At 72.0% G+C, this 25,131-nt stretch carries 24 protein-coding genes; 13 read left to right on the top strand and 11 right to left on the bottom strand.

Annotated features, from left to right (window positions below; genetic code table 11):
• The first annotated feature begins 99 nt into the window (after positions 1-99).
• Positions 100-1,017: an alpha/beta hydrolase gene (locus IE145_RS20485; protein WP_189526907.1), complete on the top strand. Its 918-nt coding sequence runs from the start codon at positions 100-102 to the stop codon at positions 1,015-1,017.
• A gap of 9 nt (positions 1,018-1,026) precedes the next feature.
• Here IE145_RS20485 and IE145_RS20480 read toward each other — a convergent pair whose 3' ends face one another.
• From IE145_RS20480 to IE145_RS20470, 3 genes are all read right to left on the bottom strand, one after another.
• Positions 1,027-1,617 carry a GNAT family N-acetyltransferase gene (locus tag IE145_RS20480; protein WP_189526906.1) on the bottom strand — a complete coding sequence of 197 codons (591 nt, stop codon included), beginning with the start codon at positions 1,615-1,617 and terminating at the stop codon, positions 1,027-1,029.
• Between the two features lie 77 nt (positions 1,618-1,694).
• Positions 1,695-2,267, bottom strand: coding sequence for a YciI family protein (locus IE145_RS20475; RefSeq protein WP_189526905.1), 573 nt, complete (start codon positions 2,265-2,267; stop codon positions 1,695-1,697).
• A 50-nt stretch (positions 2,268-2,317) separates the two neighbouring features.
• Positions 2,318-2,662: a hypothetical protein gene (locus IE145_RS20470; protein WP_006124694.1), complete on the bottom strand. Its 345-nt coding sequence runs from the start codon at positions 2,660-2,662 to the stop codon at positions 2,318-2,320.
• 133 nt (positions 2,663-2,795) lie between these two features.
• On the opposite strand from IE145_RS20470, the gene IE145_RS20465 reads away from it, so the two are divergent.
• Positions 2,796-3,656: a helix-turn-helix domain-containing protein gene (locus IE145_RS20465; RefSeq protein ID WP_189526904.1), complete on the top strand. Its 861-nt coding sequence runs from the start codon at positions 2,796-2,798 to the stop codon at positions 3,654-3,656.
• Positions 3,589-3,810, top strand: coding sequence for a DUF397 domain-containing protein (locus IE145_RS20460; RefSeq protein ID WP_189526903.1), 222 nt, complete (start codon positions 3,589-3,591; stop codon positions 3,808-3,810). The genes IE145_RS20465 and IE145_RS20460 overlap by 68 nt, the downstream gene beginning before the upstream one ends.
• Before the next feature lie 45 nt (positions 3,811-3,855).
• Here IE145_RS20460 and IE145_RS20455 read toward each other — a convergent pair whose 3' ends face one another.
• The 3 genes from IE145_RS20455 to IE145_RS20445 form a co-directional block, all read right to left on the bottom strand.
• Positions 3,856-6,252 carry an excinuclease ABC subunit UvrA gene (locus IE145_RS20455; RefSeq protein WP_189526902.1) on the bottom strand — a complete coding sequence of 799 codons (2,397 nt, stop codon included), beginning with the start codon at positions 6,250-6,252 and terminating at the stop codon, positions 3,856-3,858.
• A 157-nt stretch (positions 6,253-6,409) separates the two neighbouring features.
• Positions 6,410-6,823 carry a VOC family protein gene (locus IE145_RS20450; RefSeq protein ID WP_069742644.1) on the bottom strand — a complete coding sequence of 138 codons (414 nt, stop codon included), beginning with the start codon at positions 6,821-6,823 and terminating at the stop codon, positions 6,410-6,412.
• 10 nt (positions 6,824-6,833) lie between these two features.
• Positions 6,834-7,253, bottom strand: a complete 420-nt coding sequence (locus tag IE145_RS20445) for a helix-turn-helix transcriptional regulator (RefSeq protein ID WP_189526900.1) — start codon at positions 7,251-7,253, stop codon at positions 6,834-6,836.
• Positions 7,254-7,472: 219 nt separating this feature from the next.
• On the opposite strand from IE145_RS20445, the gene IE145_RS20440 reads away from it, so the two are divergent.
• The 3 genes from IE145_RS20440 to IE145_RS20430 all read left to right on the top strand — a co-directional run bounded on the left by IE145_RS20440 (position 7,473) and on the right by IE145_RS20430 (position 10,578).
• Positions 7,473-8,630 carry an acyl-CoA dehydrogenase family protein gene (locus tag IE145_RS20440; RefSeq protein WP_189526898.1) on the top strand — a complete coding sequence of 386 codons (1,158 nt, stop codon included), beginning with the start codon at positions 7,473-7,475 and terminating at the stop codon, positions 8,628-8,630.
• A gap of 17 nt (positions 8,631-8,647) precedes the next feature.
• The gene (locus tag IE145_RS20435; RefSeq protein WP_189526897.1) at positions 8,648-9,532 is read left to right on the top strand and encodes an acyl-CoA thioesterase; all 885 of its coding nucleotides are present in this window, start codon (positions 8,648-8,650) and stop codon (positions 9,530-9,532) included.
• Between the two features lie 77 nt (positions 9,533-9,609).
• The gene (locus tag IE145_RS20430; protein ID WP_189526895.1) at positions 9,610-10,578 is read left to right on the top strand and encodes a cation diffusion facilitator family transporter; all 969 of its coding nucleotides are present in this window, start codon (positions 9,610-9,612) and stop codon (positions 10,576-10,578) included.
• A gap of 3 nt (positions 10,579-10,581) precedes the next feature.
• On the opposite strand, the gene IE145_RS20425 is transcribed toward IE145_RS20430, so the two are convergent.
• Positions 10,582-11,016 carry a YdeI/OmpD-associated family protein gene (locus IE145_RS20425; RefSeq protein ID WP_189526893.1) on the bottom strand — a complete coding sequence of 145 codons (435 nt, stop codon included), beginning with the start codon at positions 11,014-11,016 and terminating at the stop codon, positions 10,582-10,584.
• Positions 11,017-11,105: 89 nt separating this feature from the next.
• A complete protein-coding gene (locus IE145_RS20420; RefSeq protein WP_189526891.1) occupies positions 11,106-11,927 on the bottom strand; it encodes a phosphatase in 822 nt (273 codons plus the stop codon).
• Between the two features lie 395 nt (positions 11,928-12,322).
• Between IE145_RS20420 and IE145_RS20415 the strand changes: the two genes are divergently transcribed.
• Together IE145_RS20415 and IE145_RS20410 are read left to right on the top strand one after the other, a co-directional pair.
• Positions 12,323-14,059: a glycosyltransferase family 2 protein gene (locus IE145_RS20415; protein WP_189526890.1), complete on the top strand. Its 1,737-nt coding sequence runs from the start codon at positions 12,323-12,325 to the stop codon at positions 14,057-14,059.
• A 23-nt stretch (positions 14,060-14,082) separates the two neighbouring features.
• Complete coding sequence (locus tag IE145_RS20410) at positions 14,083-16,287, top strand: acyltransferase family protein (RefSeq protein ID WP_189526888.1); 2,205 nt, start codon at positions 14,083-14,085, stop codon at positions 16,285-16,287.
• 16 nt (positions 16,288-16,303) lie between these two features.
• Here the strand turns inward: IE145_RS20410 and IE145_RS20405 are convergent, their stop codons facing one another.
• Both IE145_RS20405 and IE145_RS20400 read right to left on the bottom strand, forming a co-directional pair.
• Positions 16,304-16,969, bottom strand: a complete 666-nt coding sequence (locus IE145_RS20405; RefSeq protein ID WP_189526886.1) for a GOLPH3/VPS74 family protein — start codon at positions 16,967-16,969, stop codon at positions 16,304-16,306.
• Positions 16,970-17,087: 118 nt separating this feature from the next.
• The gene (locus IE145_RS20400; RefSeq protein WP_010070835.1) at positions 17,088-17,705 is read right to left on the bottom strand and encodes an SACE_7040 family transcriptional regulator; all 618 of its coding nucleotides are present in this window, start codon (positions 17,703-17,705) and stop codon (positions 17,088-17,090) included.
• A gap of 132 nt (positions 17,706-17,837) precedes the next feature.
• Between IE145_RS20400 and IE145_RS20395 the strand changes: the two genes are divergently transcribed.
• The 5 genes from IE145_RS20395 (at position 17,838) to IE145_RS20375 (ending at position 24,318) form a co-directional block, all read left to right on the top strand.
• Positions 17,838-19,460 carry a carboxyl transferase domain-containing protein gene (locus IE145_RS20395; RefSeq protein ID WP_189526884.1) on the top strand — a complete coding sequence of 541 codons (1,623 nt, stop codon included), beginning with the start codon at positions 17,838-17,840 and terminating at the stop codon, positions 19,458-19,460.
• Between the two features lie 7 nt (positions 19,461-19,467).
• Complete coding sequence (locus tag IE145_RS20390) at positions 19,468-21,423, top strand: acetyl-CoA carboxylase biotin carboxylase subunit (protein ID WP_189526882.1); 1,956 nt, start codon at positions 19,468-19,470, stop codon at positions 21,421-21,423.
• Positions 21,420-22,391 (top strand): hydroxymethylglutaryl-CoA lyase, encoded by a 972-nt coding sequence (locus IE145_RS20385; protein WP_189526880.1) that lies wholly within the window; start codon positions 21,420-21,422, stop codon positions 22,389-22,391. The genes IE145_RS20390 and IE145_RS20385 overlap by 4 nt, the downstream gene beginning before the upstream one ends.
• 7 nt (positions 22,392-22,398) lie before the next feature.
• Positions 22,399-23,565 (top strand): acyl-CoA dehydrogenase family protein, encoded by a 1,167-nt coding sequence (locus IE145_RS20380; protein WP_189526878.1) that lies wholly within the window; start codon positions 22,399-22,401, stop codon positions 23,563-23,565.
• Positions 23,566-23,757: 192 nt separating this feature from the next.
• Positions 23,758-24,318 (top strand): YrhB domain-containing protein, encoded by a 561-nt coding sequence (locus tag IE145_RS20375; protein WP_189526876.1) that lies wholly within the window; start codon positions 23,758-23,760, stop codon positions 24,316-24,318.
• 80 nt (positions 24,319-24,398) lie between these two features.
• Here IE145_RS20375 and IE145_RS20370 read toward each other — a convergent pair whose 3' ends face one another.
• Positions 24,399-25,064 carry a hypothetical protein gene (locus IE145_RS20370; RefSeq protein ID WP_189526874.1) on the bottom strand — a complete coding sequence of 222 codons (666 nt, stop codon included), beginning with the start codon at positions 25,062-25,064 and terminating at the stop codon, positions 24,399-24,401.
• Between the last annotated feature and the right edge of the window lie 67 nt (positions 25,065-25,131).

Raw genomic sequence — 25,131 nt, 5'->3', positions numbered from 1 at the left:
GAGGTCTTCGCCATGATCAAGCCCGGACAGCGTTAACAACGCTCGTGATCAATACACCTAGCATCCGGGGAGACCCGAGCCGAGGAGAAGAGCCGACCCATGCGATTCGCCCTGGAAGCACTGTTCGTGGACGTGCCCGCCGAGCAGGTCGCCGAGGCCCGGGAGTTCTACCGGTCGCGCGCGGCAGGCCGTGGGCCCGCCGACTTCGCGGAGCTGGAGGAGGCCCGGACGAAGAAGCCCGCGCCCCGTGCCGTCGTTCCGCCACCCCTCGAAGAGACGGTCGAGGCCGCCGGCGTACGCGTCCCGGTCCGCGTCTTCCTGCCCGCCGACGGCCCGCCCCGGGGCGTCTACCTGGGCATCCACGGCGGCGGCTTCTACATGGGCACCGCCGCCCAGGGCGACGAACGCCACCGCGCACTCGCCGACGCCCTGCGGATCGCCGTCATCGGCGTCGACTACCGGCTCGCGCCCGAACATCCCTGGCCCGCCGCCCCCGACGACTGCGAAGCGGTGGCTCTCTGGCTCACCGAACAGGCCGAAACCCGCTTCGGGACCACGCGGCTCGCGATCGGCGGAAGCTCCGCCGGAGCCACCCTCGCCCTCGCGACCCTCCTGCGGCTGCGGGACCGGGGCGTCGCCGACCGGTTCGCCGGGGCCGCGCTCCGCTTCGGCACCTACGATCTGAGCGCGCACACCCCGAGCGGCCGCCTCATCGCGGACGAGTACTTCATCCAGGCGTACGTCGGCCACGTGCCGGATGCCGACCGCACCCTTCCCGACATCTCGCCCCTCTACGCCGACCTCACCGGTCTGCCCCCGGCACTGCTCGTCGTGGGCGCCGAGGACATCCTGCTGGAGGACAACCTGACCATGGCCGGGCGGCTGTCGGCCGCCGGGAACGACGTCGAGCTGCGCGTCTACCCCGCCTCGCCCCACGGCTTCACCGGCCACCCCACCGCTCTGGCCGCCACCGCCATCGACGGCCTCAACTCCTGGCTGAGCGAGCGGTTCGGCTGAGCGCACGAATCAGCGGTCGCCCCTGATCCGGGCGTGCAGATGCATGTCGTGCCGGCCGTCGTCGTGCACGGCCGCGCTGCGCTGGGTGCCCTCCAGCAGGAAGCCGGCCTTGGTCGCGACCCGGCAGGAGGCCGCGTTACGCGTCGAGTGGTCCAACTCCAGCCGGTGGAAGCCGATATCGTCCAGCGCCCAGGCGCTGACCGCCGCGAGCGCGCGGGAGGCGACCCCCGCGCCGCGTGCGGCCGGGAGCACCCAGTACGCCGCGTTCGCGACACCGTCGGCGAAGTCCACGCCGCGCAGGGCCATCCGGCCGAGCACCTCGCCGCTGTCGCGGGCGACGGCCCAGTGGCAGCCCTTCTCCCGCTCCCAGTCCCGGCGGTACCCGTCGAACCACTCCTCCACCTGGGCCACGGTCGAGGGCCGGTGCGTGTGCCAGCGGCGGGTCTCCTCGTCCTCGTACGCGGAGAAGAACGCCCGCGCGTCGGCCCGCTCCCACGGACGCAGCAACAGCCCGCCGCCGGCCACCGGGAGTACGGGTTGCGGGGCTCCGGCGAGGCAGCCGGGGGCGAGGGTGGGCGGCGTCGACAACGTACGGTGCATGGCGTCATGATCGCCTGCCGACGAACCGGTACGTCAAGGTCACGGGCCCGGCAGTCCCAGCAGCCCCGGCCGGTACGTCAGTTCCGTCCGCCGCGCTCCCAGCGCTGCGCCGTGAGAGCCGCGGGAAGTCCGCCGGCCCACCCCTCCGCGAGCGGCCGGACCAGGTCCCGCGCCTCGTCCGGGAGCGCCCGCACGACCGCGACCACGCCCGTCGTGCCGGTCCCCCCGTCGTCGACCAGAGCGGCCACGAAGATGAGCCGGCTGTCCGTCTCCGCACCCGAGAGCCCTCGGGGCCCGGCATCACCCGGCGCGCCCGCCGACAGCGGCCACTGGGCGGTGACGAGGGTGTAGGGGACGTCCGCCTCGGGTTCACGGCTCACCAGCACGTCCGCCGCGACGATCGTGAGGTCGCGGTAGAGGCCCGCCTTCCAGAACGGCTCCTCCCGCGCGAACCCCTCTGCCGCCGCCCGGTCCGCGAGGTCGACGACGTGGACGCTCCCCGTGTGCTCCTCCCCGTCGTCGGACACGGTCGGACCCCGGAGTATCAGCCGGTCGTCGAACCGGTCCATGTAGGACCAGTGCTCCTCGCACCACTCCATCAACTGGTCCGCGACATCGGGCTGGTCCTGGGCGTACACGTAGAACGGCATGCCGCGACCGTACCGGAAGCCGTGCGGCCGGGCCGGTCGACGGCGACGCCTCAGGGCCGCAGCGGGACCAGCCCCGGGCCCGACGGGTGATCCGGCTCGAAGGCGTCGGGAATCCCCAGCCGCAGGCCACGGCTCCGGGCGACCCGGTGCACGTCCCGCAGCGAGTGCGCCAGGGCGGCTGCGACATGGCGGAGCTGGACGGCCGTGGACCCGTCGTCCGCGACCAGGTCGTCGGCGTGATCGAGAAGGTCGTACGCCATGCCGAGCTGCATGGCCTCGACCTTGTCGGCCTCACGCGAGACCTTGCCGTCGCCGTTACCGACGACGTAGCAGGGCCTGCCTGCCGTGCCGGCCCAAGGGAGCAGGCGGACGGTGTTCATCGGCTGTTCTTTCATGGGGGCGTCAACTCCGTGAGCAGTGGGGGTGAATTCTTCGCTGCGTAGCGATCCACTCACAGCGTGCGAGCGGCGCGGCTAGGCTCGCCAGGGGGTTTGTGGTGACACCGCGTTCGTCGCACGGGAGTTGGCTGTGAGTAATACCTATGGCACATGGTTGAAGGCGCAGCGCGAAGCGGCGGGCCTGACCCAGCAGCAGCTCGCGGACCTGGCGCTGATGACGCGGTCGCACATCTCGCACATCGAGGCGGGGCGTCGCATGCCGAGCGAGGAGGATGCCCGGCGATTGGACTTGGTACTGGGCACGGGCAATGTGCTCACGAGTTTCCGACCAGGAGCGGAGGACGACGGAGTCCTCGCGGACCACTTCGGCGCGGCGCGGCATCTCGAACAGCAGGCGACGATGATCCGGGAGTTCGCCCTGTCTTTCCTCCCGGGCATCCTCCAGACCGAGGCGTACGCACGCTCCGTCCTCGGCATGGCGTTCCCACCGTTGAGTCCGACGGAGTGTGACAAGGCCGTCGTCGCACGGCTGAAGCGCGCGGAGATCTTCCAGAGCACCAAGCCACCTGTGGTCTGGGCGATCCTGGACGAAGCATCGCTCCGACGTCCGATCGGTGGACCGAAGGTCATGGCGGAGCAACTGGAGCACATCGTCGAGCTCACCGAAGCGAAGCTCATCCGCACGCACGTGCTTCCGATGGCGACCGGGTTCCACTCGTTGCTGGAAAGCATGCTGACGTTGATGTGGTTCGATGACCAGCCGCCGGTCGCCTACAGCGAAGGAGTGCGGGTAGGGAAGTTGCACGACTCGCCAGCCGTAGTCGAGGCACTTCAGAGCCGTTACGCTCTTGCCCTGAGCGACTCCCTGTCACGAGACGACTCTTTGGCAGTGGTGAAGGCAACAGCGAAGGGCTACAGAGAACATGGCCAGGCGGAACTCCCCGACCGACTTCTCGCCCATCCGCTGGCGCAAGTCCTCCTACAGCGGTAGCGAGTCGGGCAGCTGCCTCGAAGTCCAGGACCACCACCCCACCGCCGTCCCCGTCCGCGACTCCAAGGTCCCCGGTGGGCCCGCCCTGCTCATCCCCGCCGCCGGGTGGACCTCCTTCGTGGACGCGGTCAAGCGCGGGGCCCTTTCCGCCTGACCCGCAAGACAGGCGGAAAGGGGTCCGAGGGCCGGCGCCCTCGCCTCACTCCCCCACGTACTCCGCGAGGTGTTCGCCCGTCAGGGTCGAGCGGGCCGCGACCAGGTCGGCGGGGGTGCCCTCGAAGACGATCCTGCCGCCGTCGTGGCCCGCGCCGGGGCCGAGGTCGATGATCCAGTCGGCGTGGGCCATGACCGCCTGGTGGTGCTCGATGACGATCACCGACTTTCCGGAGTCGACCAGGCGGTCCAGCAGGCCGAGGAGCTGCTCCACGTCCGCCAGGTGCAGGCCGGTGGTCGGCTCGTCGAGTACGAGGACCTGCCCGCCGCCGCCCTTGTCGCCCATGTGCGTCGCCAGCTTCAGGCGCTGGCGTTCGCCGCCGGACAGGGTGGTGAGCGGCTGGCCGAGGCTCAGATAGCCGAGGCCGACGTCCACGAGGCGGTCGAGGATCTTGTGCGCGGCCGGGAGGGCCGCCTCGCCGGAGCCGAAGAACTCCTCGGCCTCGGTGACCGACATGGCGAGGACCTCGCTGATGTCGCGGCCGCCGAGGTGGTAGTCCAGGACCGAGGCCTGGAACCGCTTGCCCTCGCAGTCCTCGCACGGGCTGGAGACGCTCGCCATGACGCCGAGGTCGGTGAAGATGACGCCCGCGCCGTTGCACGTGGGGCAGGCGCCCTCGGAGTTGGCGCTGAACAGGGCGGGCTTCACGCCGTTGGCCTTGGCGAAGGCCTTGCGGATCGGCTCCAGGAGGCCCGTGTACGTCGCCGGGTTGCTGCGGCGGGAGCCCTTGATGGGACTCTGGTCGACCGAGATGACGTTCTCGCCCGCCGGGATCGAGCCGTGGACGAGCGAGCTCTTTCCGGAGCCGGCGACGCCCGTGATGACGGTGAGGACGCCGAGCGGGATGTCGACGTCGACGTCCTGGAGGTTGTGCGCCGTCGCGCCGCGGATCTCCAGCGCGCCGGTGGGCTTGCGCACCTCGTCCTTGAGGACGGCCCGGTCGTCGAGGTGGCGGCCGGTGACGGTGTCGGAGGCGCGGAGCCCTTCCAGGGTGCCCTCGAAGCAGACGGTGCCGCCCGCCGTACCGGCCCCGGGGCCGAGATCGACCACGTGGTCGGCGATGGCGATGGCCTCGGGCTTGTGCTCGACGACCAGGACCGTGTTGCCCTTGTCGCGCAGGCGCAGCAGGAGGTCGTTCATGCGCCGGATGTCGTGCGGGTGGAGTCCGATGGTCGGCTCGTCGAAGACGTAGGTCACGTCGGTGAGGGAGGAGCCGAGGTGGCGGATCATCTTGACGCGCTGGGCCTCGCCGCCGGACAGGGTGCCGGAGGGGCGTTCCAGGGCGAGGTAGCCGAGGCCGATCTCGACGAAGGAGTCCAGGGTCTGCTGGAGGGCTTCGAGGAGCGGGGCGACCGAGGGTTCGTCCAGGCCCCGGACCCACTCCGCGAGGTCGCGGATCTCCATCGAGCAGGCGTCGGCGATGGAGATCTTCTTGATCTTCGAGGAGCGGGCGCCCTCGGTGAGCCGCGTGCCCTCGCACTCGGGGCAGGTGGCGAAGGTGACCGCACGGTCGACGAACTCCCGGATGTGGGGCTGCATCGCCTCGCGGTCCTTGGACAGGAACGACTTCTGGATCTTGGGGATGAGCCCTTCGAAGGTGAGGGTGGAGCCCTCGACCTTCACCTTGGTCGGTTCCTTGTAGAGGAAGTCCTGCATCTCCCTCTTGGTGAACTTGGCGATGGGCTTGTTCGGGTCGAGGAAGCCGGACTCGGCGTAGATCCGGACCGTCCACCAGCTGTCCGACTTCCAGCCGGGGATGGTGAACGCGCCCTCGGCGATCGACTTGGAGTCGTCGTAGAGCTGGGTGAGGTCGATGTCGGAGACCGTGCCCCGGCCCTCGCAGCGCGGGCACATGCCGCCGGTGCGGCTGAAGGTCGCCTTGACCGCCTTCTTGTTGCCGCGCTCGACGGTGATCGCGCCGCTGGCGGTCACCGAGGGGACGTTGAAGGCGAACGCGCCGGGCGGGCCGATGTGCGGCTTGCCGAGGCGGCTGAAGAGGATGCGGAGCATGGCGTTGGCGTCGGTGGCGGTGCCGACCGTGGAGCGGGGGTCGCTGCCCATGCGCTGCTGGTCCACGATGATCGCGGTCGTCAGCCCGTCGAGCACATCGACGTCGGGGCGTGCCTGGGTGGGCATGAAGCCCTGGACGAAGGCGGGGTAGGTCTCGTTGATCAGCCGCTGGGACTCGGCGGCGATGGTGGCGAAGACCAGCGAGCTCTTGCCCGAGCCGGAGACCCCGGTGAACACCGTGAGCCGGCGCTTCGGCAGCTCGATGCTGACGTCCTTCAGGTTGTTCTCCCGCGCACCGTGCACGCGGATCAGGTCGTGGCTGTCGGCGGCGTGCGGCGCGGGCGGCTGCGGGGTCTTCGTGCTCGGAGCCATGCTCGTCGTCTCTCCATTACCGGATTACTGGTGCGCGCTGGATTGCTGGATCACGGACTGCTGGACTGCTGGACTGCTGGTGCGCGGAGCCTACTGTCCGTGCGTGGGGGCCGGGGCCTGAATGACTGGCTCCGGCCCCCGGGGGCGGGTGCGGGTGCTACTTCTTGGCCTGGGTGATGCGCAGCATGTTTCCGGAGGGGTCCCGGAAGGCGCAGTCGCGGACGCCGTACGGCTGGTCGATCGGCTCCTGGAGGACTTCGCCGCCCGCGGCGCGGACCTGCTCGAAGGCCGCGTCCACGTCGTCGGAGGTGAGGATGACGCCGCGGAGCATGCCCTTGGCGAGCAGCTCGGCCATGGTCTGCCGGTCGGCGGCGGGGGCGTTCGGGTCGGCGAGCGGGGGCTCCAGGACGATCTCCACGTCCGGCTGTGCGGGGGATCCGACGGTCACCCAGCGCATGCCTTCGAATCCGACGTCGTTGCGCACCTCCATTCCCAGGGCGTCGCGGTAGAAGGCGAGCGCCTTGTCGTGGTCGTCGACGGCGATGAAGCACTGCGAGAGCTTGATGTCCATGGGTTTCACGCTACGGGTGGGGCTTTCGATCCGCTTCTCCATTCCTGACCGGTCGGGTGAGCATCTTGGCGACGCACGCGGGGATGGTCTCGCCGGCCTCGTGGGGGCGGGCCCGGTAGGCGCTGGGGCTCTCCCCGACCAGCTCCGTGAAGCGGGAACTGAACGAGCCCAGCGACGTACAGCCGACGGCGAAGCAGACGTCCGTGACCGACAGGTCGCCCCGGCGCAGCAGCGCCTTGGCCCGCTCGATGCGGCGGGTCATGAGATAGCTGTACGGGGTCTCGCCGAAGGCGGCGCGGAAGCTGCGGGAGAAGTGGCCCGCCGACATCAGGGCGTCGCGGGCCAGCGAGGGGACGTCGAGCGGTTCGGCGTACTCGCGGTCCATACGGTCGCGGGCCCGGCGCAGCCGGACCAGGTCCTCCACCCGCACGTCCTCACCTTCCTCCCGCCGCCCTCGCCGTCTGCTTCCGATACTCCCCCACGCCACTGACAATCGGGCCGTCCCTCGGCCTGCGCCGGTCCGTCGCGTGCCGAGCATCACCCTGGACAGCGCCCACAACCGACGGGTAACTTCGAAGGGAGTCTGAGCAAGCGCTTAGCCATGTTCCGCGAGTTTCCGCGAATCGACCGCCGATCTAGGAGGCATTCCGTGCGCCGTACGGTATTCAACGAGGACCACGAGGCGTTCCGGGAGACCATCCGCGCCTTCATCGCGGCCGAGGTCGTGCCGGTCTACGACGAGTGGTTCGCCGCGGGCCAGGCTCCGCGCGACTTCTACCTCAAGCTCGGTGAGCTGGGCGTCTTCGGCATCGAGGTCGACGAGGAGTACGGCGGCGCGGGCATCGACTCGCACAAGTACGAGGCCGTCATCTACGAGGAGACCGCACGCGCTGGCGTCTCCTTCGGCGGCTCCGGGGTGCACACGCTGCTCGGCCTCCCCTACATCAAGATGCTCGCCAGCGACGACCAGAAGAAGCGCTGGCTGCCGAAGTTCGCGACCGGCGAGGAGATGTGGGCCCTCGCGATGACCGAGCCGGGCACCGGCTCCGACGTCGCGGGCATGAAGACCACCGCGAAGCTCTCCGAGGACGGCACGCACTACGTCCTCAACGGTGCGAAGACCTTCATCACCGGCGGCGTCCACGCCGACCGCGTCATCGTCTGCGCCCGTACCGCCGCCCCTCGCGAGGACGACCGCCGCTTCGGTATCTCCCTCTTCGCCGTCGACACGAAGTCCGAGGGCTACTCGGTCGGCCGCAAGCTCGACAAGCTGGGCCTGAAGGTCTCCGACACCGCCGAGCTGGCGTTCGTCGACGTCAAGGTCCCGGTCGAGGACCTGATGGGCGAGGAGAACAAGGGCTTCGGCTACCTCGGCACCAACCTGGCCTCCGAGCGCTGGGGCATCGCCTTCGGCGCGTACGCCCAGGCCGCGGCGGCCGTCCGCTTCGCCAAGGAGTACGTCCAGGACCGCACGGTCTTCGGCAAGACCGTCGCCTCCTTCCAGAACACCAAGTTCGAGCTGGCCGCCTGCCAGGCCGAGGTGGACGCGGCCCAGGCCGTCGCCGACCGCGCGCTGGAGGCCCTGGACGCCGGGGAGCTCACGGCGGCGGAAGCCGCCTCCGCGAAGCTGTTCTGCACCGAGGTCGCGCACCGCGTCATCGACCGCTGTCTCCAGCTGCACGGCGGCTACGGCTTCATGAACGAGTACCCGATCGCCCGCCTGTACGCGGACAACCGGGTCAACCGCATCTACGGCGGCACCAGCGAGGTCATGAAGTCGATCATCGCCAAGTCCATGGGTCTGTAAGGGATTACCTTTCCCCCATGAACGAGAGTCCCGATCCCCTGCTCGATCTGCTCCACCTGCTCGACCTGGAGCAGATCGAGCGGGACATCTTCCGGGGCGAGAGCCGCAGCGCGCTCGTGCCCCGGGTGTTCGGCGGCCAGGTCGCGGCCCAGGCGCTCGTCGCCGCGGGCCGCACCGTCCCCGCCGACCGGGGGGCCCACTCCCTGCACTCCTATTTCCTGCGGGCCGGCGACCCGGGCGCGCCCATCGTCTACACCGTCGACCGCATCCGCGACGGGAAGTCGTTCACCACCCGCCGGGTCGTCGCCGTCCAGCACGGGCAGCCGATCTTCCACCTCTCCGCGTCCTTCCAGGCGCACGAGGAGGGCATGGAGCACCAGGCCCCGATGCCCGCCGCCCCGGACCCGGAGACCCTGCCGACGGCCGCCGAGATGCTGCCCCGGTACGCGGACCGCTTCAGCGACCCCGGTGTCGTGGACCGGCTGATCGAGGCGCGGCAGGCGGTGGACCTGCGGTACGTGGACGCGCCGCCGTTCGGCACGGTGGGCGAGCCGCGCGAACCCCGTTCCCAGGTGTGGTTCCGGACGAACGGCAAACTCGCCGACGACCCGCTGCTGCACGTCTGCATGGCGACGTACGTCTCCGACATGACCCTGCTCGACTCGGTGCTCCTCGCCCACGGGCGGGGCGGCTGGGCGGTCGGGGACGTGGTCGGGGCCAGCCTGGACCACGCGATGTGGTTCCACCGGTCGTTCCGGGCGGACGAGTGGCTGCTGTACGACCAGGAGTCGCCCTCGGCCTCCGGTGGCCGGGGACTGGGCCAGGCCCGCATCTACACCGCCGACGGCCGCCTCGCGATCACGGTCATCCAGGAGGGCGTCGTCCGCATCCCGCGAGGATGACCGGCAGCCGGCAAGGATGACCGGCAGCCCGCGAGGATGAACGGCCCCCGAAGCCGCGATTCCGACATACTCCCCCCATGAGCGACGCGCGGGCGGACAAGGAAACCGACGGTGGGGAGTCCACCTTCACCGTGATCGTGGCAGCCCTCGCCAACCTCGGCATCGCCGTGGCGAAGGCCGTCGCCGGGCTGATCAGCGGCTCCAGCGCGATGCTCTCCGAGGCGGCCCACTCGGTGGCCGACACCGTCACCGAGGTCATGCTCCTCACCGCCCTCAAGCGGAGCGAGAAGCCCGCCGACGAGGACCACCCCCTCGGTTACGGCCCCGAGCGCTACATCTGGGCGATGCTCGCCTCCATCGCCACCTTCGTCGGCGGGGCCGTCTTCTCGGTCTACGACGGCGTGCACACCCTGGTCGCGGGCGAGGAGCTGGGCGACCCGCTCATCTCCTACATCGTCCTGGCCGTCGCCTTCCTGCTGGAGGGCTACTCGCTGCGCACCGGGGTCAAGCAGGTGCGGCGCGAGGCGTCCCGGCTGCGGGTGCCGGACACCTACTATCTGCGGCACACCCCCGACACGGCCGTGAAAGCCGTCGTGATGGAGGATTCCGCGGCCCTGATCGGCCTGCTGCTGGCGGCGGGCGGACTGCTGGGCGGGCAGCTCTCCGGCTCGGGTGTCTGGGACGGCATCGCGTCCTGTCTGATCGGTCTGCTGCTCGTGTACGTGGCCTGGGTGCTCGGCCGGTCCAACGCCCAGCTGCTCATCGGGCGGCCGCTGCCCGAGGCGGTGCGGTCCGGGGTGCGCGAGGAGCTGCTGTCGGTGCCGCACATCGTGGAGGTCCTGGAGCTGACCACGCTGATCCAGGGGCCGGACGAGATCCTGATCGCCGCGAAGATCGACTTCCGGGACATGGCCACCGCGGCGGAGGTCGAGTGGGCCTGCGAGGAGGCGGAGGCCCAGTTGCGCGAGCGGTTCCCCTCGGTCCGGCGGGTGTACCTGGACCCGACGCCGGGGCGGGCGCAGCGGCTGCGGCGCGGCGGTTCCTGAGACCTACGGCGTCAGCTCCGCCACCGCCTTCGCGATCCGACGCTCCCGTGTCTCCTGCGCCTTCGCGCCCTCGACCGAGGTGACGTACGCCTTCTGGCGGCTGGGCGAGAGCGCGGCGAACGCCTCCGCCGCCCCGGGGGCCGCCGCCAGCGCGGCCGCCAGGTCCTCGGGCGGCTCCACCGTGCGCGGCGCGGTGTCGAGGGTCAGCTCCACCTCGATGGCGTCGCCGCCGCCGATGCCGGTCTCCTCGCGCTTGTCGGAGCTGAACGGGATCAGGTACCGCCCGCCCATCGGAGCGATCGTCGAGCGGTACGCGTAACCGTTCACCGTGACGTTCACCGGGGGGCGCTTGCCCGCGCCGAGTGCCTCGACCACGTCCTCGGGAACCTCGATACCCGTGTTGTTCCCGGTCTGGAACATCGTCGTGCTGAACTTCATGGCCCGCACCCTTCGTCTCCGTCGGCGTCTCCGTCGGCTGTTGTCAGTACAGACGTCCGCCGCGCCGGAAACTCATCGCCGGCGCGGCCCTACGCGGCCGGCTCCCCGACGACCGGTTCTGCGGGCTCGTCCTCCAGCAGCCCCGCCGCGTGCAGCAGGTAGTCCGTCATCGGGTCGTAGAAGCGCGGGTCGGTGACATGGTCGTCCAGCGGGACCGTGACCTGGAGGGTGCCCTCCGACTCGCCGAGGAAGAGGGCCGGGTCGTTGCAGTCGGCGTAACCGATCGCGTCCAGCCCCCGCTGGCCCGCGCACCCCGCCCAGCCGTGGTCGGCGAGGACGAGGTCGGGCAGCGGGCGGCCCAGGTGGGCCATGGCGTCCAGGATGGCCGCCATCGGGGCCGGGGAGTGGGTGTGCCAGAGGGTGGCCCCGCGCTCCAGCATGGCGACATCGGCGAACTGGACGACCAGCCCCTCGTCCGCGATCAGCCCCGACGGGATGCGGACGATCTCGCAGCCCGCCCGGCGCAGCGCGTCCGCCGTCTGCCGGTGCACGTCCAGCAGGCCGCCGGGGTGCCCGGTGGCGAACAGGACCCGCTCCCGGCCGTCGGCGGCCTTGCGCAGACGGGCCGCCATCCGCTCCAGGGCGTCGACCGTCAGCTCGGGGTCGATGGTGTCCTGGCCCTGCCGGTGCGCGGGGTCGTCGATCACCCCGCAGCGCTCGGCCATCACGGCGAGGACGTCCTGCTCGTCGGCCCAGCGGTCGCCGAGCTCCAGACCGAGCCAGTAGTGGCGGTCGCCGTTGGCGAGCTTGCGGTAGTGGGACAGGTTGTTGTCGCGTGGCGTGGCGACGTCCCCCGCGATACGCGTACGGACGAGGTGCTCGACGAGGGCGGCGCGGCTGGGTATCGGCATGGACCCATTGTGCCGTCCGGTGTGCGGGGTGTGCCCGGTGTCCTGATCAACGGACAGGCCGGATCGGGCGAACGGTCCGGCGAGCGGGCGCACCCCGAAGCCGGCGAACGCTCGTCCCTGGGGCCCGTCGGCCACTCCACCTCCCGGCCCGCACCCACCCCCGTAACTCTTCCGGGACTGTTCACCCCCGCGTGACCTGGCCCTTCCTTCGCCGGGCGGGCGCCGGGCTCGAATGGGAGCACCCAGAGGTCTGGACCAATCGAGTCGCGCCAAAACCGGTGTCCGATTCCCTTCGGTGCGCCACTTCGGGCAAGTGGTCTATACCTTTGGCATTAAGGTGGGCCGTCGGAAAAGGGAACCGAAAAACGGGCACATACACAGCCGTGGGGGGCTTTATGACCGTGCGTCATCTTCCGCAACCACCGTCCGACGACGAGCTGTACTGGTACTTCGGACCGCAACGCCGCTGGGTGCTGGTGAGCAGTTCCCTGGCCTTCGTCTTCACGGCGGCGACGATGTTCACCTTCGCCTTACGGACCCCGGCGCTCTGGGCGTTCCTCGCGGTCCTCGGGCTGAACGTGGTGGCGCTGCTGCTGTCCTCGGCGAACAGCCTGCGACAGCGCCGGCTGACCCGGGCCTCGCACGACACGCTGGTCCGCGCCTGGCGGCCGGCCGCGCTGCCCACCGTCGACCTCTACCTGCCGACCTGCGGCGAACCCCTCCCCGTCCTCGCCAACGCCTACCGCGCGGTCGCCGCCCTCGACTGGCCCGGCGCGCTCACCGTCCGGGTGCTGGACGACGCCGACCGGGCCGAGGTGGCGGCCCTGGCGGCCGAACACGGCTACCGGTACGTCGTACGGCCGGACCGAGGACACCTGAAGAAGGCGGGGAACCTCAACCACGCCCTCTCCCTCTCCGACTCCGACGCCGAGTTCATCGCGATCCTGGACGCGGACTTCGCGCCGCGGCCGGACTTCCTGCGCCATCTGGTGCCCTATTTCGCGGACCCGGCCGTCGGCATCGTGCAGAGCCCGCAGTGCTTCGACACCGACGCGGGCATGGACTGGATCCAGCGCGCCGCCGGGGCCGCGCAGGAATGGTTCTTCCGCTGGATCCAGCCCTCCCGGGACGCCGCCGACGCCGCGATCTGCTGCGGCAGCAACGCCGTCTACCGGCGCTCCGCGATCGACCTGGCGGGCGGTTTCGCCCGGCTCGACCACAGTGAGGACCTGTACACCGGACTCGCCCTGCACGAGCGGGGGTTCCGCACCCAGTACGTCCCCGTCCTGGTCGCCAAGGGCACCTCGCCGGACACCGTCACCTCGTATCTCAACCAGCAGTACCGGTGGGCCATGGGCAATCTGCACCTCCTCGGCACCCCGGTGCTGCAGCGGATGGGCGCGCCCTGGCGGATGCGGCTGTGCTTCTACGAGGGCGTCGTCGGCTACCTGACCACGGCCGTGAACACCTTCGCCGCCCCGCTGCCGCCCCTGGTGATGATGTTCGGATATCCGGACGACGTCCGCCCCTGGCACGTCCTGCCGCTGCTCGCCCCGCTGTGGCTGTGGCACGTGCTGCTGCCCCGGATCAGCCGGACCCGGTGGCGGGTCGAGGTGATCCGCGCGGGCGTCCTCACCAGCGTGGCCGCCGCCACCGCGTTCTGGCACACACTGCGGGGCCGCAGCGCCGCCTGGGTGCCCACGGGGGTGCGGAGCAACGGGAGTCCGGGATCGATGGCCCGCCGGGTCATGGGTGTCTCGCTGGTCTGGCTGGTGCTGTCCAACGCGGCCGCCGCAACGGGCCTCGCGCTGACCGTGGCCCGTATCGGCTGGGCGCCCGCCTGGGGACTCGGCCTCTACGTCCTGGTCCAGCTGCACATCAACGTGCCCCTGATCCGGGACCTTTCGGCCGAGCTGCGTCCGGCCGGACGCACACCCGCCGGGGCCGGGGCCGGGACCGCTGCCGGGGCCGCTGCGGGTGCCGGAAAGCGGCTCGCCGGTCTCCGTTCGCGGGCCGGGACGCACCTGCTGCCCCGCCGCTGGCCCGAGGCCCTCGCCGCTTCCGCCGTCCTCCTGCTCACCGGTCTGCTCGCCTCGGGGTGGGTCGACCCGATGCTGCCGTGGCTGAGCTGAGCTCTCCCGAAAGGCGCCACCCGATGCCCTTCCTCCTTGCCCCCGGCCACCGCCGAAAGCGGCCCGCCACCCCGACCACCCCGTCCACCGCTCACCACCGCCCGGCCGGTGAGTCCGGGCCCAGCCCCCACCGGGCCGCGTTCCGGCCCGACGTCGAGGGGCTGCGCGCGGTCGCCGTCCTCGCGGTGCTCGCCTTCCACGCCGGGATACCGGGCGCGGCGGGCGGCTTCGTCGGCGTGGACGTCTTCTTCGTCATCTCCGGCTACCTGATCACGGGGCTGCTGGTCCGGGAGGCGATCACCACCGGCCGGATCCGGCTCGGCGACTTCTTCTCCCGGCGGGCCCGGCGGCTGCTGCCCTCCGCCGCCGTCGTCCTCGCGGCGGTCGCGGTCGCCGGGGCGTGGCTGACCGTTCCGCTGCTCCGTACCGACCTGGAGCACGACGTCCTCGCCGCCGCGTTGTCCGTCGCCAACTGGCGGTTCGTCTCGCAGCGGACCGACTATCTCGCCGCCGGGCACGACCAGAGTCCGCTGCTGCACTTCTGGTCGCTCGCCGTCGAGGAGCAGTTCTATCTGGTCTGGGCCCCGCTGCTGGCGGTGATCGTGCTGACCGCCGCCCGCGCGGTCCGCCGGGGCCGGGCCGTGCGGGCGGTCGTGGCGCTGGTCACCGCCGGGGCGGCCGTCGCCTCGTTCGCGTTGTCCCTGCACTGGACGCGGGACTCGGTCCCGCTCGCGTACCTCGGAACGCCGTCGCGTGTCTGGCAGTTCGCGGTCGGGGCGCTGCTGGCGCTGCTGCCCTGGCATCTGCTGCGCGGGCCGCGTCCGCTGCGGCTGGTGTGCGGGTGGGCGGGGGCCGCGGCGATCGTCTGGTGCGTCGTGTCCTACGACGCGTCGACCCCGTACCCCGGTTACGCGGCGCTCGTCCCGACCCTGGGGACGGCCGCGGTGATCCTGGCGGCGATACCGGGGCGGGGCGAACGGGACGTCCAGGGCGCCTACGGGGTGGGCCGGCTGCTCGCAGGCCGGGCGCCGCGGGCCGTCGGGCGGCTCTCCTACACCCTCTATCTGTGGCACTGGCCCGTGCTCGTGTTCGCCGAGGCCCGGCTCGGGGCGCTCGACTGGCCCGCGAAGACCGCGTGGACGCTGGCCGCCGTGCTGCCCGCGCTCGCCACCATGCGGTGGGTCGAGCAGCCGCTGCGCCGCAGCCGTACGGTCTCCGAACTCCCGCGCCGGGGGCTGGCGGTGGGGATCTCCGCCGTGGTCCTGCCGGTCGTGCTCGCGCTGGTCGTCGGCGCCACGACGCTGCGTCTGCTGGGCCCGGCCACCCCCGTCGACGTCGGGAGCCTCCCGCCGGGTGCGGCCGCCGGGCCGTCCCTGCTGGCCCGTGCCGACGGCTCCGCGCTCGCGTCCGGGCCCGTGGTGCCGCAACCGGCCCAGGCCCGTGAGGACTTCCCGCCGGACGGGGGCTGCCAGGTCGCCCCGGCGGTGACGAGCAGCCCGCCGTGCCTGTTCGGGGCGGTGGACAGCCCGGACCGCGTGGTGCTGCTCGGCGACTCGCACGCGGGCCAGTGGTTCTCCCCGCTGCTCGCCCTGGCCTCCCGGCGCGGCTGGGCGCTCCAGGAGCTGGTGAAGCAGGGCTGCCCGCTGCCGGAACTGTCCGTGCGGAGCCCCCAGTTGGGGCGCGCCTACCGGGAGTGCGACAGCTGGCGGGACGATGCCCTGGACCGGCTGCGTACGGGGCCGAGGCCCCGGCTCATCGTGATCGCCTCGCTCAACCGGTACACCGCCGACCCGCGGCTCCTCACCGCCGCCTGGGAGAAGACGTTGGAGCGGCTCCGGGCGACCGGCGCGCCGATCGTGTACATCGAGGGCACGCCCGTACCGGGGGCGGACATCCCTGCGTGCGTCTCCGGCGCTCCGGCCGCGACGGCGGCCTGCGCGTTCGACCGGGCGGCGGCGCTTCCCCCGGATCCCCTGGCGCGGCGGATCGCGGCGGGCGCGGTGCCGGGCGTGCGGTCCGTCGGCGTGAACGCGGTGCTGTGCCCGGGCGACGGCCCGACGTGCCCCGCCGTACGGGACCGGATCCTGCTCTACCGGGACGACACCCATCTGACGAACGCGGCGGCCGTCGTCCTGGCGCCGAGGCTGGAGAGGCTGCTGACGGAGTCGGGCGCGCTGGCGGTCAACGCTCCCGGTGGCCCCGGGGAGCCGGCCGGCCCCACAGGGTGACGGTGGGCGGGGCGTCCTACGGCACCGCGGAGAGGACCGTCACCACGGTCACCGTGGAGATCGCCGCCTGGAGGTCGCGGATCGCCTCGCCCACGCTCGCGCCCACCCAGTGGCCCTCGGCGATCCCGGCCGTGCGCGGGGCGACCTGCTTCTTCGGGAGGCCGGGGAAAGCCTGGCGGTGCATGCCCGTGGCGTGCACGAGGGCGACGAGCGCGCCGGTGCGGATGTCCGGCTCGGCCCCTTCCAGCACCACGGCGGCCAGCCGGGCGCGCAGCTCCCGCTCGACCGTTCCGTCGGCCTCCGGGTAGCGGCGCACCGGGAAGACGCCGAGGGCCCGGTGCTTCTCCTCGGTCACCAGGCCGCGGGCGACGAGGCTGTCCACGACGTCCTGGGAGCCCTTGGCGTGGTCCCGGGTCAGCCAGGCGACGACCTTGCGGCTGCTGGAGGCCTCGTGGACCCAGCGCGTGAGCCGGTCGAGGCGGCCGTCCAGCAGGGCGTCGCCGGTCGGGGTGGGGTCGAAGACCTCGACGCGCCCGCCCTTGACCGTGACGCGCCCGGCCATGACCAGCTCCAGGAGCATGCCGGCCGCCACGCCCCAGCGGGCGGCGCTCTCCCCCTTCGCCGCGCCGGTCTCGTCGTCCAGCGACAGCAGCATGATCTCTTCGCCCAGTGAGACGGTCATGGTGCGGCTCCCCGATGTCGTAGCGTGCGGACCGGTCGTGGCGTCCTGACCGGACAGACGTACGTACCCCGTCCGTGGTTGCTCGCACCCCCGGGGCCCGGGTGGGGAAAACCGCTGCTCAGGAGGGCTCCGCCGCGGCGAAGGCGCCCCGGGCCAGCCGGTGCAGCAGGGCGGCGGTCGCCGCGCGGCCGGGCAGGGCGTCGGGGCGGGCCAGGTGCGGGGTGGAGTTCAGCAGGCCGAAGACGGCGTGCACGGTGACGCGGGCCCGGTTCTCGGGCAGCGACGGGTAGAGGGCGCGGACGACGCCGACCCAGACCTCGACGTACTCGCGCTGGAGCCGGCGCACCCGCTTGCGGTCCGTGTCGCGCAGCCGGTCCAGCTCCCGGTCGTGGAGGGTGATCAGGGGGCGGTCGTCGAGGGCGAAGTCGATGTGGCCCTCGATGAGCGCGTCCAGGAGGGCCTCCGGGGAGCCGTCGCCCCGGGCCTCGTCCTCCGCCACCCGCAGCCGTCCGCCCTCCAGGAGGCGTTCACTGATGCCGACCAGCAGTTCGGCGAGCATCGCGTCCTTGCCGGGGAAGTGGCGGTAGAGGCCGGGGCCGCTGATGCCGACGGCGGCGCCTATCTCGTCGACGCCGACACCGTGGAAGCCGCGCTCGGCGAAGAGGCGGGCGGCCTCCCGGAGGATCTGCTCGCGGCGGGTGGGGGCCGCGACGCGGGCGGCGGCATGGGTGCTCATGAGGATTCATTCTAGACAGGGTCGTTAGCGGTCGTTAACCTGAGGGAAACGCGTTAACGCTCATTAACAGCACGGCTCAACAGCACGTCAACGCTTTTCACCACTGCGGTACGGGTAAGGGGGCTCGACACGATGCAGCAGGCACCGGTCCTGGCGAGCGCGGCCGATCCCGCCTCGGAGGCCTGGCAGGCCAACGAGGCGGCGCATCGCGCGCTCTCCGACGACCTGGCGGAACGCCTCGCCACGGCACGGCTGGGCGGGGGTGAGAAGGCACGGGCCCGCCACGAGGCGCGCGGCAAGCTGCTCCCCCGGGACCGGGTGGACACCCTGCTCGATCCGGGCTCGCCGTTCCTGGAGCTGGCCCCACTGGCGGCCAACGGGATGTACGGGGACCAGGCACCCGCCGCGGGCGTCATCGCGGGCATCGGGCGGGTCTCCGGGCGGGAGTGCGTGATCGTCGCCAATGACGCGACCGTCAAGGGCGGCACGTACTACCCGATGACCGTGAAGAAGCACCTGCGCGCTCAGGAAGTGGCGCTGGAGAATCGTCTCCCCTGCCTGTATCTGGTCGACTCGGGCGGCGCGTTCCTGCCGATGCAGGACGAGGTCTTCCCCGACCGGGACCACTTCGGGCGGATCTTCTACAACCAGGCCCGGATGTCGGGGGCGGGCATCCCGCAGATCGCGGCGGTGCTGGGCTCCTGCACGGCGGGCGGGGCGTACGTCCCGGCGATGAGCGACGAGGCCGTCATCGTCCGCAACCAGGGCACGATCTTCCTCGGCGGCCCGCCGCTGGTGAAGGCCGCCACCGGTGAGGTGGTCACGGCCGAGGAGCTGGGCGGCGGCGAGGTCCACTCCCGTACGTCGGGGGTCACCGACCATCTCGCGGAGGACGACACGCACGCGCTGCGGATCGTCCGCAACATCGTCGCGACCCTCCCGGACCGGGCCCCGCTCCCCTGGTCGGTCGAGCCGGCCGAGGAGCCGAAGGTCGACCCCGCCGGGCTGTACGGGGCGGTCCCGGTGGACTCCCGCACCCCCTACGACGTCCGCGAGGTGATCGCGCGCGTGGTGGACGGCTCCCGCTTCCAGGAGTTCAAGGCGGAGTACGGCCAGACGCTGATCACCGGCTTCGCCCGGATCCACGGCCACCCGGTCGGGATCGTCGCGAACAACGGCATCCTGTTCTCCGAGTCGGCCCAGAAGGGCGCGCACTTCATCGAGCTGTGCGACCAGCGCGGCATCCCGCTCGTCTTCCTCCAGAACATCTCCGGTTTCATGGTCGGCCGCGACTACGAGGCGGGCGGCATCGCCAAGCACGGCGCGAAGATGGTCACGGCGGTGGCCTGCACCCGGGTGCCGAAGCTGACGGTCGTCGTCGGCGGTTCGTACGGCGCGGGCAACTACTCCATGTGCGGCCGGGCCTACAGCCCCCGCTTCCTGTGGATGTGGCCGAACGCCAAGATCTCCGTGATGGGCGGCGAGCAGGCGGCCTCCGTCCTGGCCACCGTCAAGCGCGACCAGCTGGGCGACGACTGGAGCGCCGAGGACGAGGAGACGTTCAAGGCCCCGATCCGCGCCCAGTACGAGACCCAGGGCAACGCGTACTACGCCAGCGCCCGGCTCTGGGACGACGGTGTGATCGACCCCGTGGACACCCGGCAGGTCCTCGGCCTCGCCCTGACCGCCTGCGCCAATGCCCCGCTGCCCCAGAAGGACCCGGCCGGGCCCGGCTTCGGCGTCTTCCGGATGTGAGGAACAGATGACGACGATGTTCGACACCGTTCTGGTCGCCAACCGCGGCGAGATCGCGGTCCGGGTGATCCGGACCCTGCGGGAGCAGGGCGTGCGCTCGGTCGCGGTCTTCAGCGACGCGGACGCGGACGCCCGGCACGTCCGGGAGGCGGACACGGCGGTACGGATCGGCCCGCCGCCCGCCGCCGAGAGCTATCTGAACGTACCGGCACTCCTGGAGGCGGCCCGTCGCACGGGCGCGCAGGCGGTCCATCCGGGGTACGGATTCCTCGCGGAGAACGCGGAGTTCGCGCAGGCGTGCGCGGACGCCGGGCTGGTCTTCATCGGCCCGCCCGCCGCCGCGATCGCGCTCATGGGCGACAAGATCCGGGCCAAGGAGACGGTCGCGGCGTACGGGGTCCCGGTGGTCCCGGGGTCGTCCGGCAGCGGCTTGACCGATGCCCAACTGGAGGAGGCCGCGAGGGACATCGGGACCCCGGTGCTGCTCAAGCCCTCCGCGGGCGGCGGCGGCAAGGGCATGCGCCTGGTCCGCGACGCCGCGGTGCTGGGCGAGGAGATCGCGGCGGCGCGACGGGAGGCCCGCGCCTCCTTCGGCGACGACACGCTCCTGGTCGAGCGGTGGATCGACCGGCCGCGCCACATCGAGATCCAGGTGCTGGCCGACGCCCACGGCAACGTGATCCACCTGGGCGAGCGCGAGTGCTCGCTCCAGCGCCGCCACCAGAAGATCATCGAGGAGGCGCCGTCCGTCCTGCTCGACGAGGCGACCCGGGCGGCGATGGGCGAGGCAGCGGTCCAGGCGGCGCGCAGTTGCGGCTATGTCGGGGCGGGGACGGTGGAGTTCATCGTCCCGGGCAACGACCCGTCCTCGTACTACTTCATGGAGATGAACACCCGCCTCCAGGTCGAGCACCCGGTGACCGAGCTGATCACCGGCCTGGACCTGGTGGAGTGGCAGCTGCGGGTGGCGGCGGGCGAGCACCTCCCGTACGCACAGCAGGACATCAGCCTGACCGGCTGGGCGATCGAGGCGCGCGTCTGCGCCGAGGACCCGTCCCGCGGCTTCCTGCCTTCCGGCGGTACGGTGCTGGCGCTGCGCGAACCGCAGGGCGGCGGGGTCCGGACGGACTCGGGGCTCAGTGAGGGCGTGCCGGTCGGCAGCCTGTACGACCCGATGCTGTCGAAGGTCATCGCGTACGGCCCCGACCGCGCGACGGCCCTGCGCAAGCTGCGGGCGGCCCTGGCGGACACGGTGATCCTGGGCGTCCCGACCAACGCGGGCTTCCTGCGCCGCCTGCTGGCCCACCCGGACGTGGTCGCGGGGGACCTGGACACGGGTCTGGTGGAGCGCGAGGCGGAGGGACTGGTGCCGGACGGCGTCCCGGACGAGGTGTACGCGGCGGGCGCGGCGGTCCGCCTCGACGCGCTGGCGCCCCGGCCGGACGCGGGCGGCTGGACGGACCCGTTCTCGGTGCCGAGCGGATGGCGGACGGGGGGTGTGCGGGCGCCGCTGGTGTTCCCGCTGCGGGTGCCGGGCGCGGACCCGGTGACGTACGCGGCTCCGGCGGGAGCGGTGGTCGGGCCCGACCGGGTGACGGTCGAACTCGACGGCACGGTGGGCCACTTCCACCGCTCCGGCGACTGGCTCGGCCGGGACGGCGACACCTGGCACGTCCAGGACCACGACCCGGTGGAGGCGGCCCTGAGCGGGGCGGGCCGGAGCGGGGCGGACACGCTGGCGGCCCCGATGCCCGGCACGGTCACGGTGGTGAAGGTGGCCGTCGGGGACGAGGTCGAGGCGGGCCAGAGCCTGCTCGTGGTGGAGGCGATGAAGATGGAGCACGTGATCTCGGCCCCGCACGCGGGGACGGTGACGGAGCTGGACGTCACGGCGGGCGCGACGGTGGCGATGGACCAGGTCCTGGCGGTCGTGGTCCCGGCGGCGGAGGGGGAGGACGCATGAGCGCACCAGGACTCCCCATGAAGGTGCCGGCCCCCGGCCTCCCGGCCCGGGTCCGGATCCACGAGGTGGGCGCACGTGACGGCCTCCAGAACGAGAAGGAGACCGTCCCGACCGAGGTGAAGGCGGAGTTCATCCGCCGCCTGGCGGTGGCGGGCCTGACCACGATCGAGGCGACGAGCTTCGTGCACCCGAAGTGGGTGCCCCAACTGGCGGACGCGGAGCAGCTGTTCCCGCTCCTCGGCGACATCGCCGACGTGGGCGACGTAGCCCTCCCCGTCCTGGTGCCGAACGAACGCGGCCTGGACCGGGCGCTGGCGCTCGGGGCGCGGTCGATCGCGGTGTTCGGTTCGGCGACGGAGACGTTCGCGGCGCGGAACCTGAACCGTACGGTCGACGCGTCCCTGGCGATGTTCGAGCCGGTGGTGGCCCGCGCGAAGGCGGCCAAGGTCCAGGTGCGCGGATACCTCTCGATGTGCTTCGGCGACCCGTGGGAGGGCGCGGTCCCGGTCGCCCAGGTGGTGCGGGTGGCCAAGGCCCTGATGGACCTGGGCTGCGACGAGCTGTCGCTGGGCGACACGATCGGGGTGGCGACGCCGGGCCACGTGACGGCGCTGCTGACCGCGCTGAACGAGGCCGGAGTCCCGACCCCGTCGATCGGCGTCCACTTCCACGACACGTACGGCCAGGCGCTGTCGAACACCCTGGCGGCGCTCCAGCACGGTGTGAGCACGGTGGACGCCTCGGCCGGCGGCCTGGGCGGCTGCCCGTACGCCAGGAGCGCCACGGGGAACCTCGCCACCGAGGACCTGGTCTGGATGCTCGACGGCCTGGGCATCGAGACGGGCGTCGATCTGGCCGAACTGACCGCCACCAGCGTCTGGCTGGCCGGACACCTGGGCCGGCCGAGCCCGTCCCGCACGGTCCGCGCCCTGACCCCTCCCTCTTCTTCCGCCTCCCACAAGGAGTGAGCAACCCATGCCTTTGGACCACCGGCTGACCGCCGAACACGAGGAACTGCGCCGCACGGTCGAGGCGTTCGCGCACGATGTGATCGCGCCGAAGATCGGCGACCTGTACGAGCGCCATGAATTCCCGTACGAGATCGTGCGCGAGATGGGCCGGATGGGCCTGTTCGGGCTGCCGTTCCCGGAGGAGTACGGGGGCATGGGCGGCGACTATCTGGCGCTCGGGATCGCCCTGGAGGAGCTGGCCCGGGTCGACTCCTCGGTGGCGATCACGCTGGAGGCCGGGGTCTCGCTGGGCGCGATGCCGCTCCATCTCTTCGGCACGGAGGAGCAGAAGCGCCAGTGGCTGCCGAAGCTGTGCGCGGGCGAGGCGCTGGGCGCGTTCGGCCTGACCGAGCCGGACGGCGGCTCGGACGCGGGCGGCACGCGCACGACGGCGGTGCTGGACGAGGCGACGGACGAGTGGGTGATCAACGGCTCGAAGTGCTTCATCACCAACTCGGGCACGGACATCACGGAGTTGGTGACCGTCACCGCCGTGACGGGCCGCAAGGAGGACGGCCGCCCCCTGATCTCCGCGATCATCGTCCCGGCGGGCACCCCCGGCTTCACGGTCGCGGCCCCGTACTCCAAGGTCGGCTGGAACGCCTCGGACACCCGTGAGCTGTCCTTCACGGACGTCCGTGTCCCGGCGGCGAACCTCCTGGGCGAACAGGGCCGGGGCTACGCCCAGTTCCTGCGCATCCTGGACGAGGGCCGCATCGCGATCTCGGCCCTGGCGACGGGCCTGGCGCAGGGCTGCGTGGACGAGTCGGTGAAGTACGCCGCCGAGCGGCACGCCTTCGGCAGGCCGATCGGCTCGAACCAGGCCATACAGTTCAAGATCGCCGACATGGAGATGCGCGCCCACATGGCCCGCATCGGCTGGCGTGACGCGGCCTCCCGCCTGGTGGCGGGCGAACCGTTCAAGAAGGAGGCGGCGATCGCGAAGCTGTACTCCTCGACGGTCGCGGTGGACAACGCCCGGGACGCCACCCAGATCCACGGCGGGTACGGCTTCATGAACGAGTACCCGGTGGCCCGGATGTGGCGCGACTCGAAGATCCTGGAGATCGGCGAGGGGACGAGCGAGGTCCAGCGGATGCTGATCGCGCGGGAGCTGGGGCTGCCGGGCTGATCCGCCGGCCGATGCGCTGACTCCCCCCTGACCTGGTCTTCGCCGCCCCGGCCGCCGTGGAATCGCCCACGGCGGCCGGGGCGGTCGTGTCGGTGAGGAGCGCCCGTCGGGCCGCTCGTGCCGGGCCCCGCCCCGGCCCGGTCCCGGAGAATTCACTGTCCGGGAGGGGGGTCCGTGCGGGAGGCTGCACGGGTGATCGAGCGAGAAGCCGCCATCCGGACCGTCGAGGCCGAGCTGGAGCGCGACCGCCTGCGGCGGCGGGCCACCGGAGTCGACGCGCTGCGGATGGCCGTGGTCGACGTCGAGGAGCACGAGCTGGTGTGGATCGTCTCCTGGACCTCCGAGGAGTACGTCCGCACCGGGAACCCGGAGTTCATGCTGGCCGGCAACGGACCGTACCTGGTCGACCGTGTCGATGGCGGGCTGCATCAGATCGGCGTCGTCTCCGCGGTGACCGGGGAGTGGGAGGCCGACTACCGGGCCCGGATTCGCGGGCTGCCGGTGCGCACCGCGGTGGACGACCTGCACGATGCGCTCTGCGAAGCCGCCGCCGCGCACGGACGCATGCACGCGGCGCGGATACTGCGCCGGAGGCTGCCCGTGCTCTCGCCCGCGGAGGCCCTCGCCTACGTCAGCGCGCTGTCGGCGGGGGACGCACCCGCGCATCTCGTGGCCGTGGCCACCAGGGAGCTCGTGGAGCCTCTCAACCCGGTATTCGCGGTGGAGACGATAGCGAGGGGCGAGCAGTCGTGATCACTCCCCGGTCCCGGCCGGGCGGCCGGGAGCATGCCGCGCGGGCGGCGGGCCCTCGCCGGGGCGGGGCCCGCCCGGCGTCACCGGCGGGTCTCCGACGTGACCTCGAACGGCCCCTCGGCGTCCGCCACGCACGGGAGGGCGTCCGATGACGCGCCAGCCGCCACACCCGACTCGCAGAGCCGGCCGCCGTCCTCGCGCAGGTCGAGGTGGAAGCGGGTCTTCTTGCCGTCCTGCTTGAGGTGGTGGATGCGTTCGTCGGTGTAGCCGAGGCCGTTCAGGGTCTTCCGGACCTTGGCGGGGGTGGGATCCGCGAGCATCTGCAACGCCGCGATGACGCGCTGCTCGTGGTGGGCGCTCACACACCAGTCACGGTCGTCCAACTCCGCCTCGGGCCCCGTCGGAGGGGCGGGCTCGATCGGCTCGGCCGGGGGTGTCTCCCCGGGGGCGATGCTCTCCGGCTCCTCCGGACCGGGCTTGCTCGCGCCGGTGGGTCTCCGCGAGTTCACCCCGCGCTCCGGGCACGCCTTCGCGAATCTGTCGAACAGCGCCTGGGCGGCTGCCTGTTCGGGGGAAGGCCGCTGGGAGGCCGCCGAGGAACCGGCACTCCCGGCCTTCCCTCCGCCGTCGTTCTGTTCCGTTCCGCAGGCGCTGAGCGCCAGAGCGGCGACGGCGGTGAGGGCGGCTGCCGCGAGAACGCGCCCGCCGGAGGTCGACTTGCTGACGGGGCCTCGGATATGTGTCATGCGCCGAGTCTCCGGCGGGCCCGCGCACCCCGCTTGAGTACCCGTACTCAAGCGGGGTGCGCATCCG

The sequence above is a fragment of the Streptomyces sindenensis genome (assembly GCF_014649035.1).
In the GTDB taxonomy this organism is placed as follows: Bacteria; Actinomycetota; Actinomycetes; order Streptomycetales; family Streptomycetaceae; genus Streptomyces; species Streptomyces sindenensis.
The sequence above is the reverse complement of the archived record's forward strand: the minus strand, read 5'-3'. Positions and strand labels throughout refer to the sequence as shown.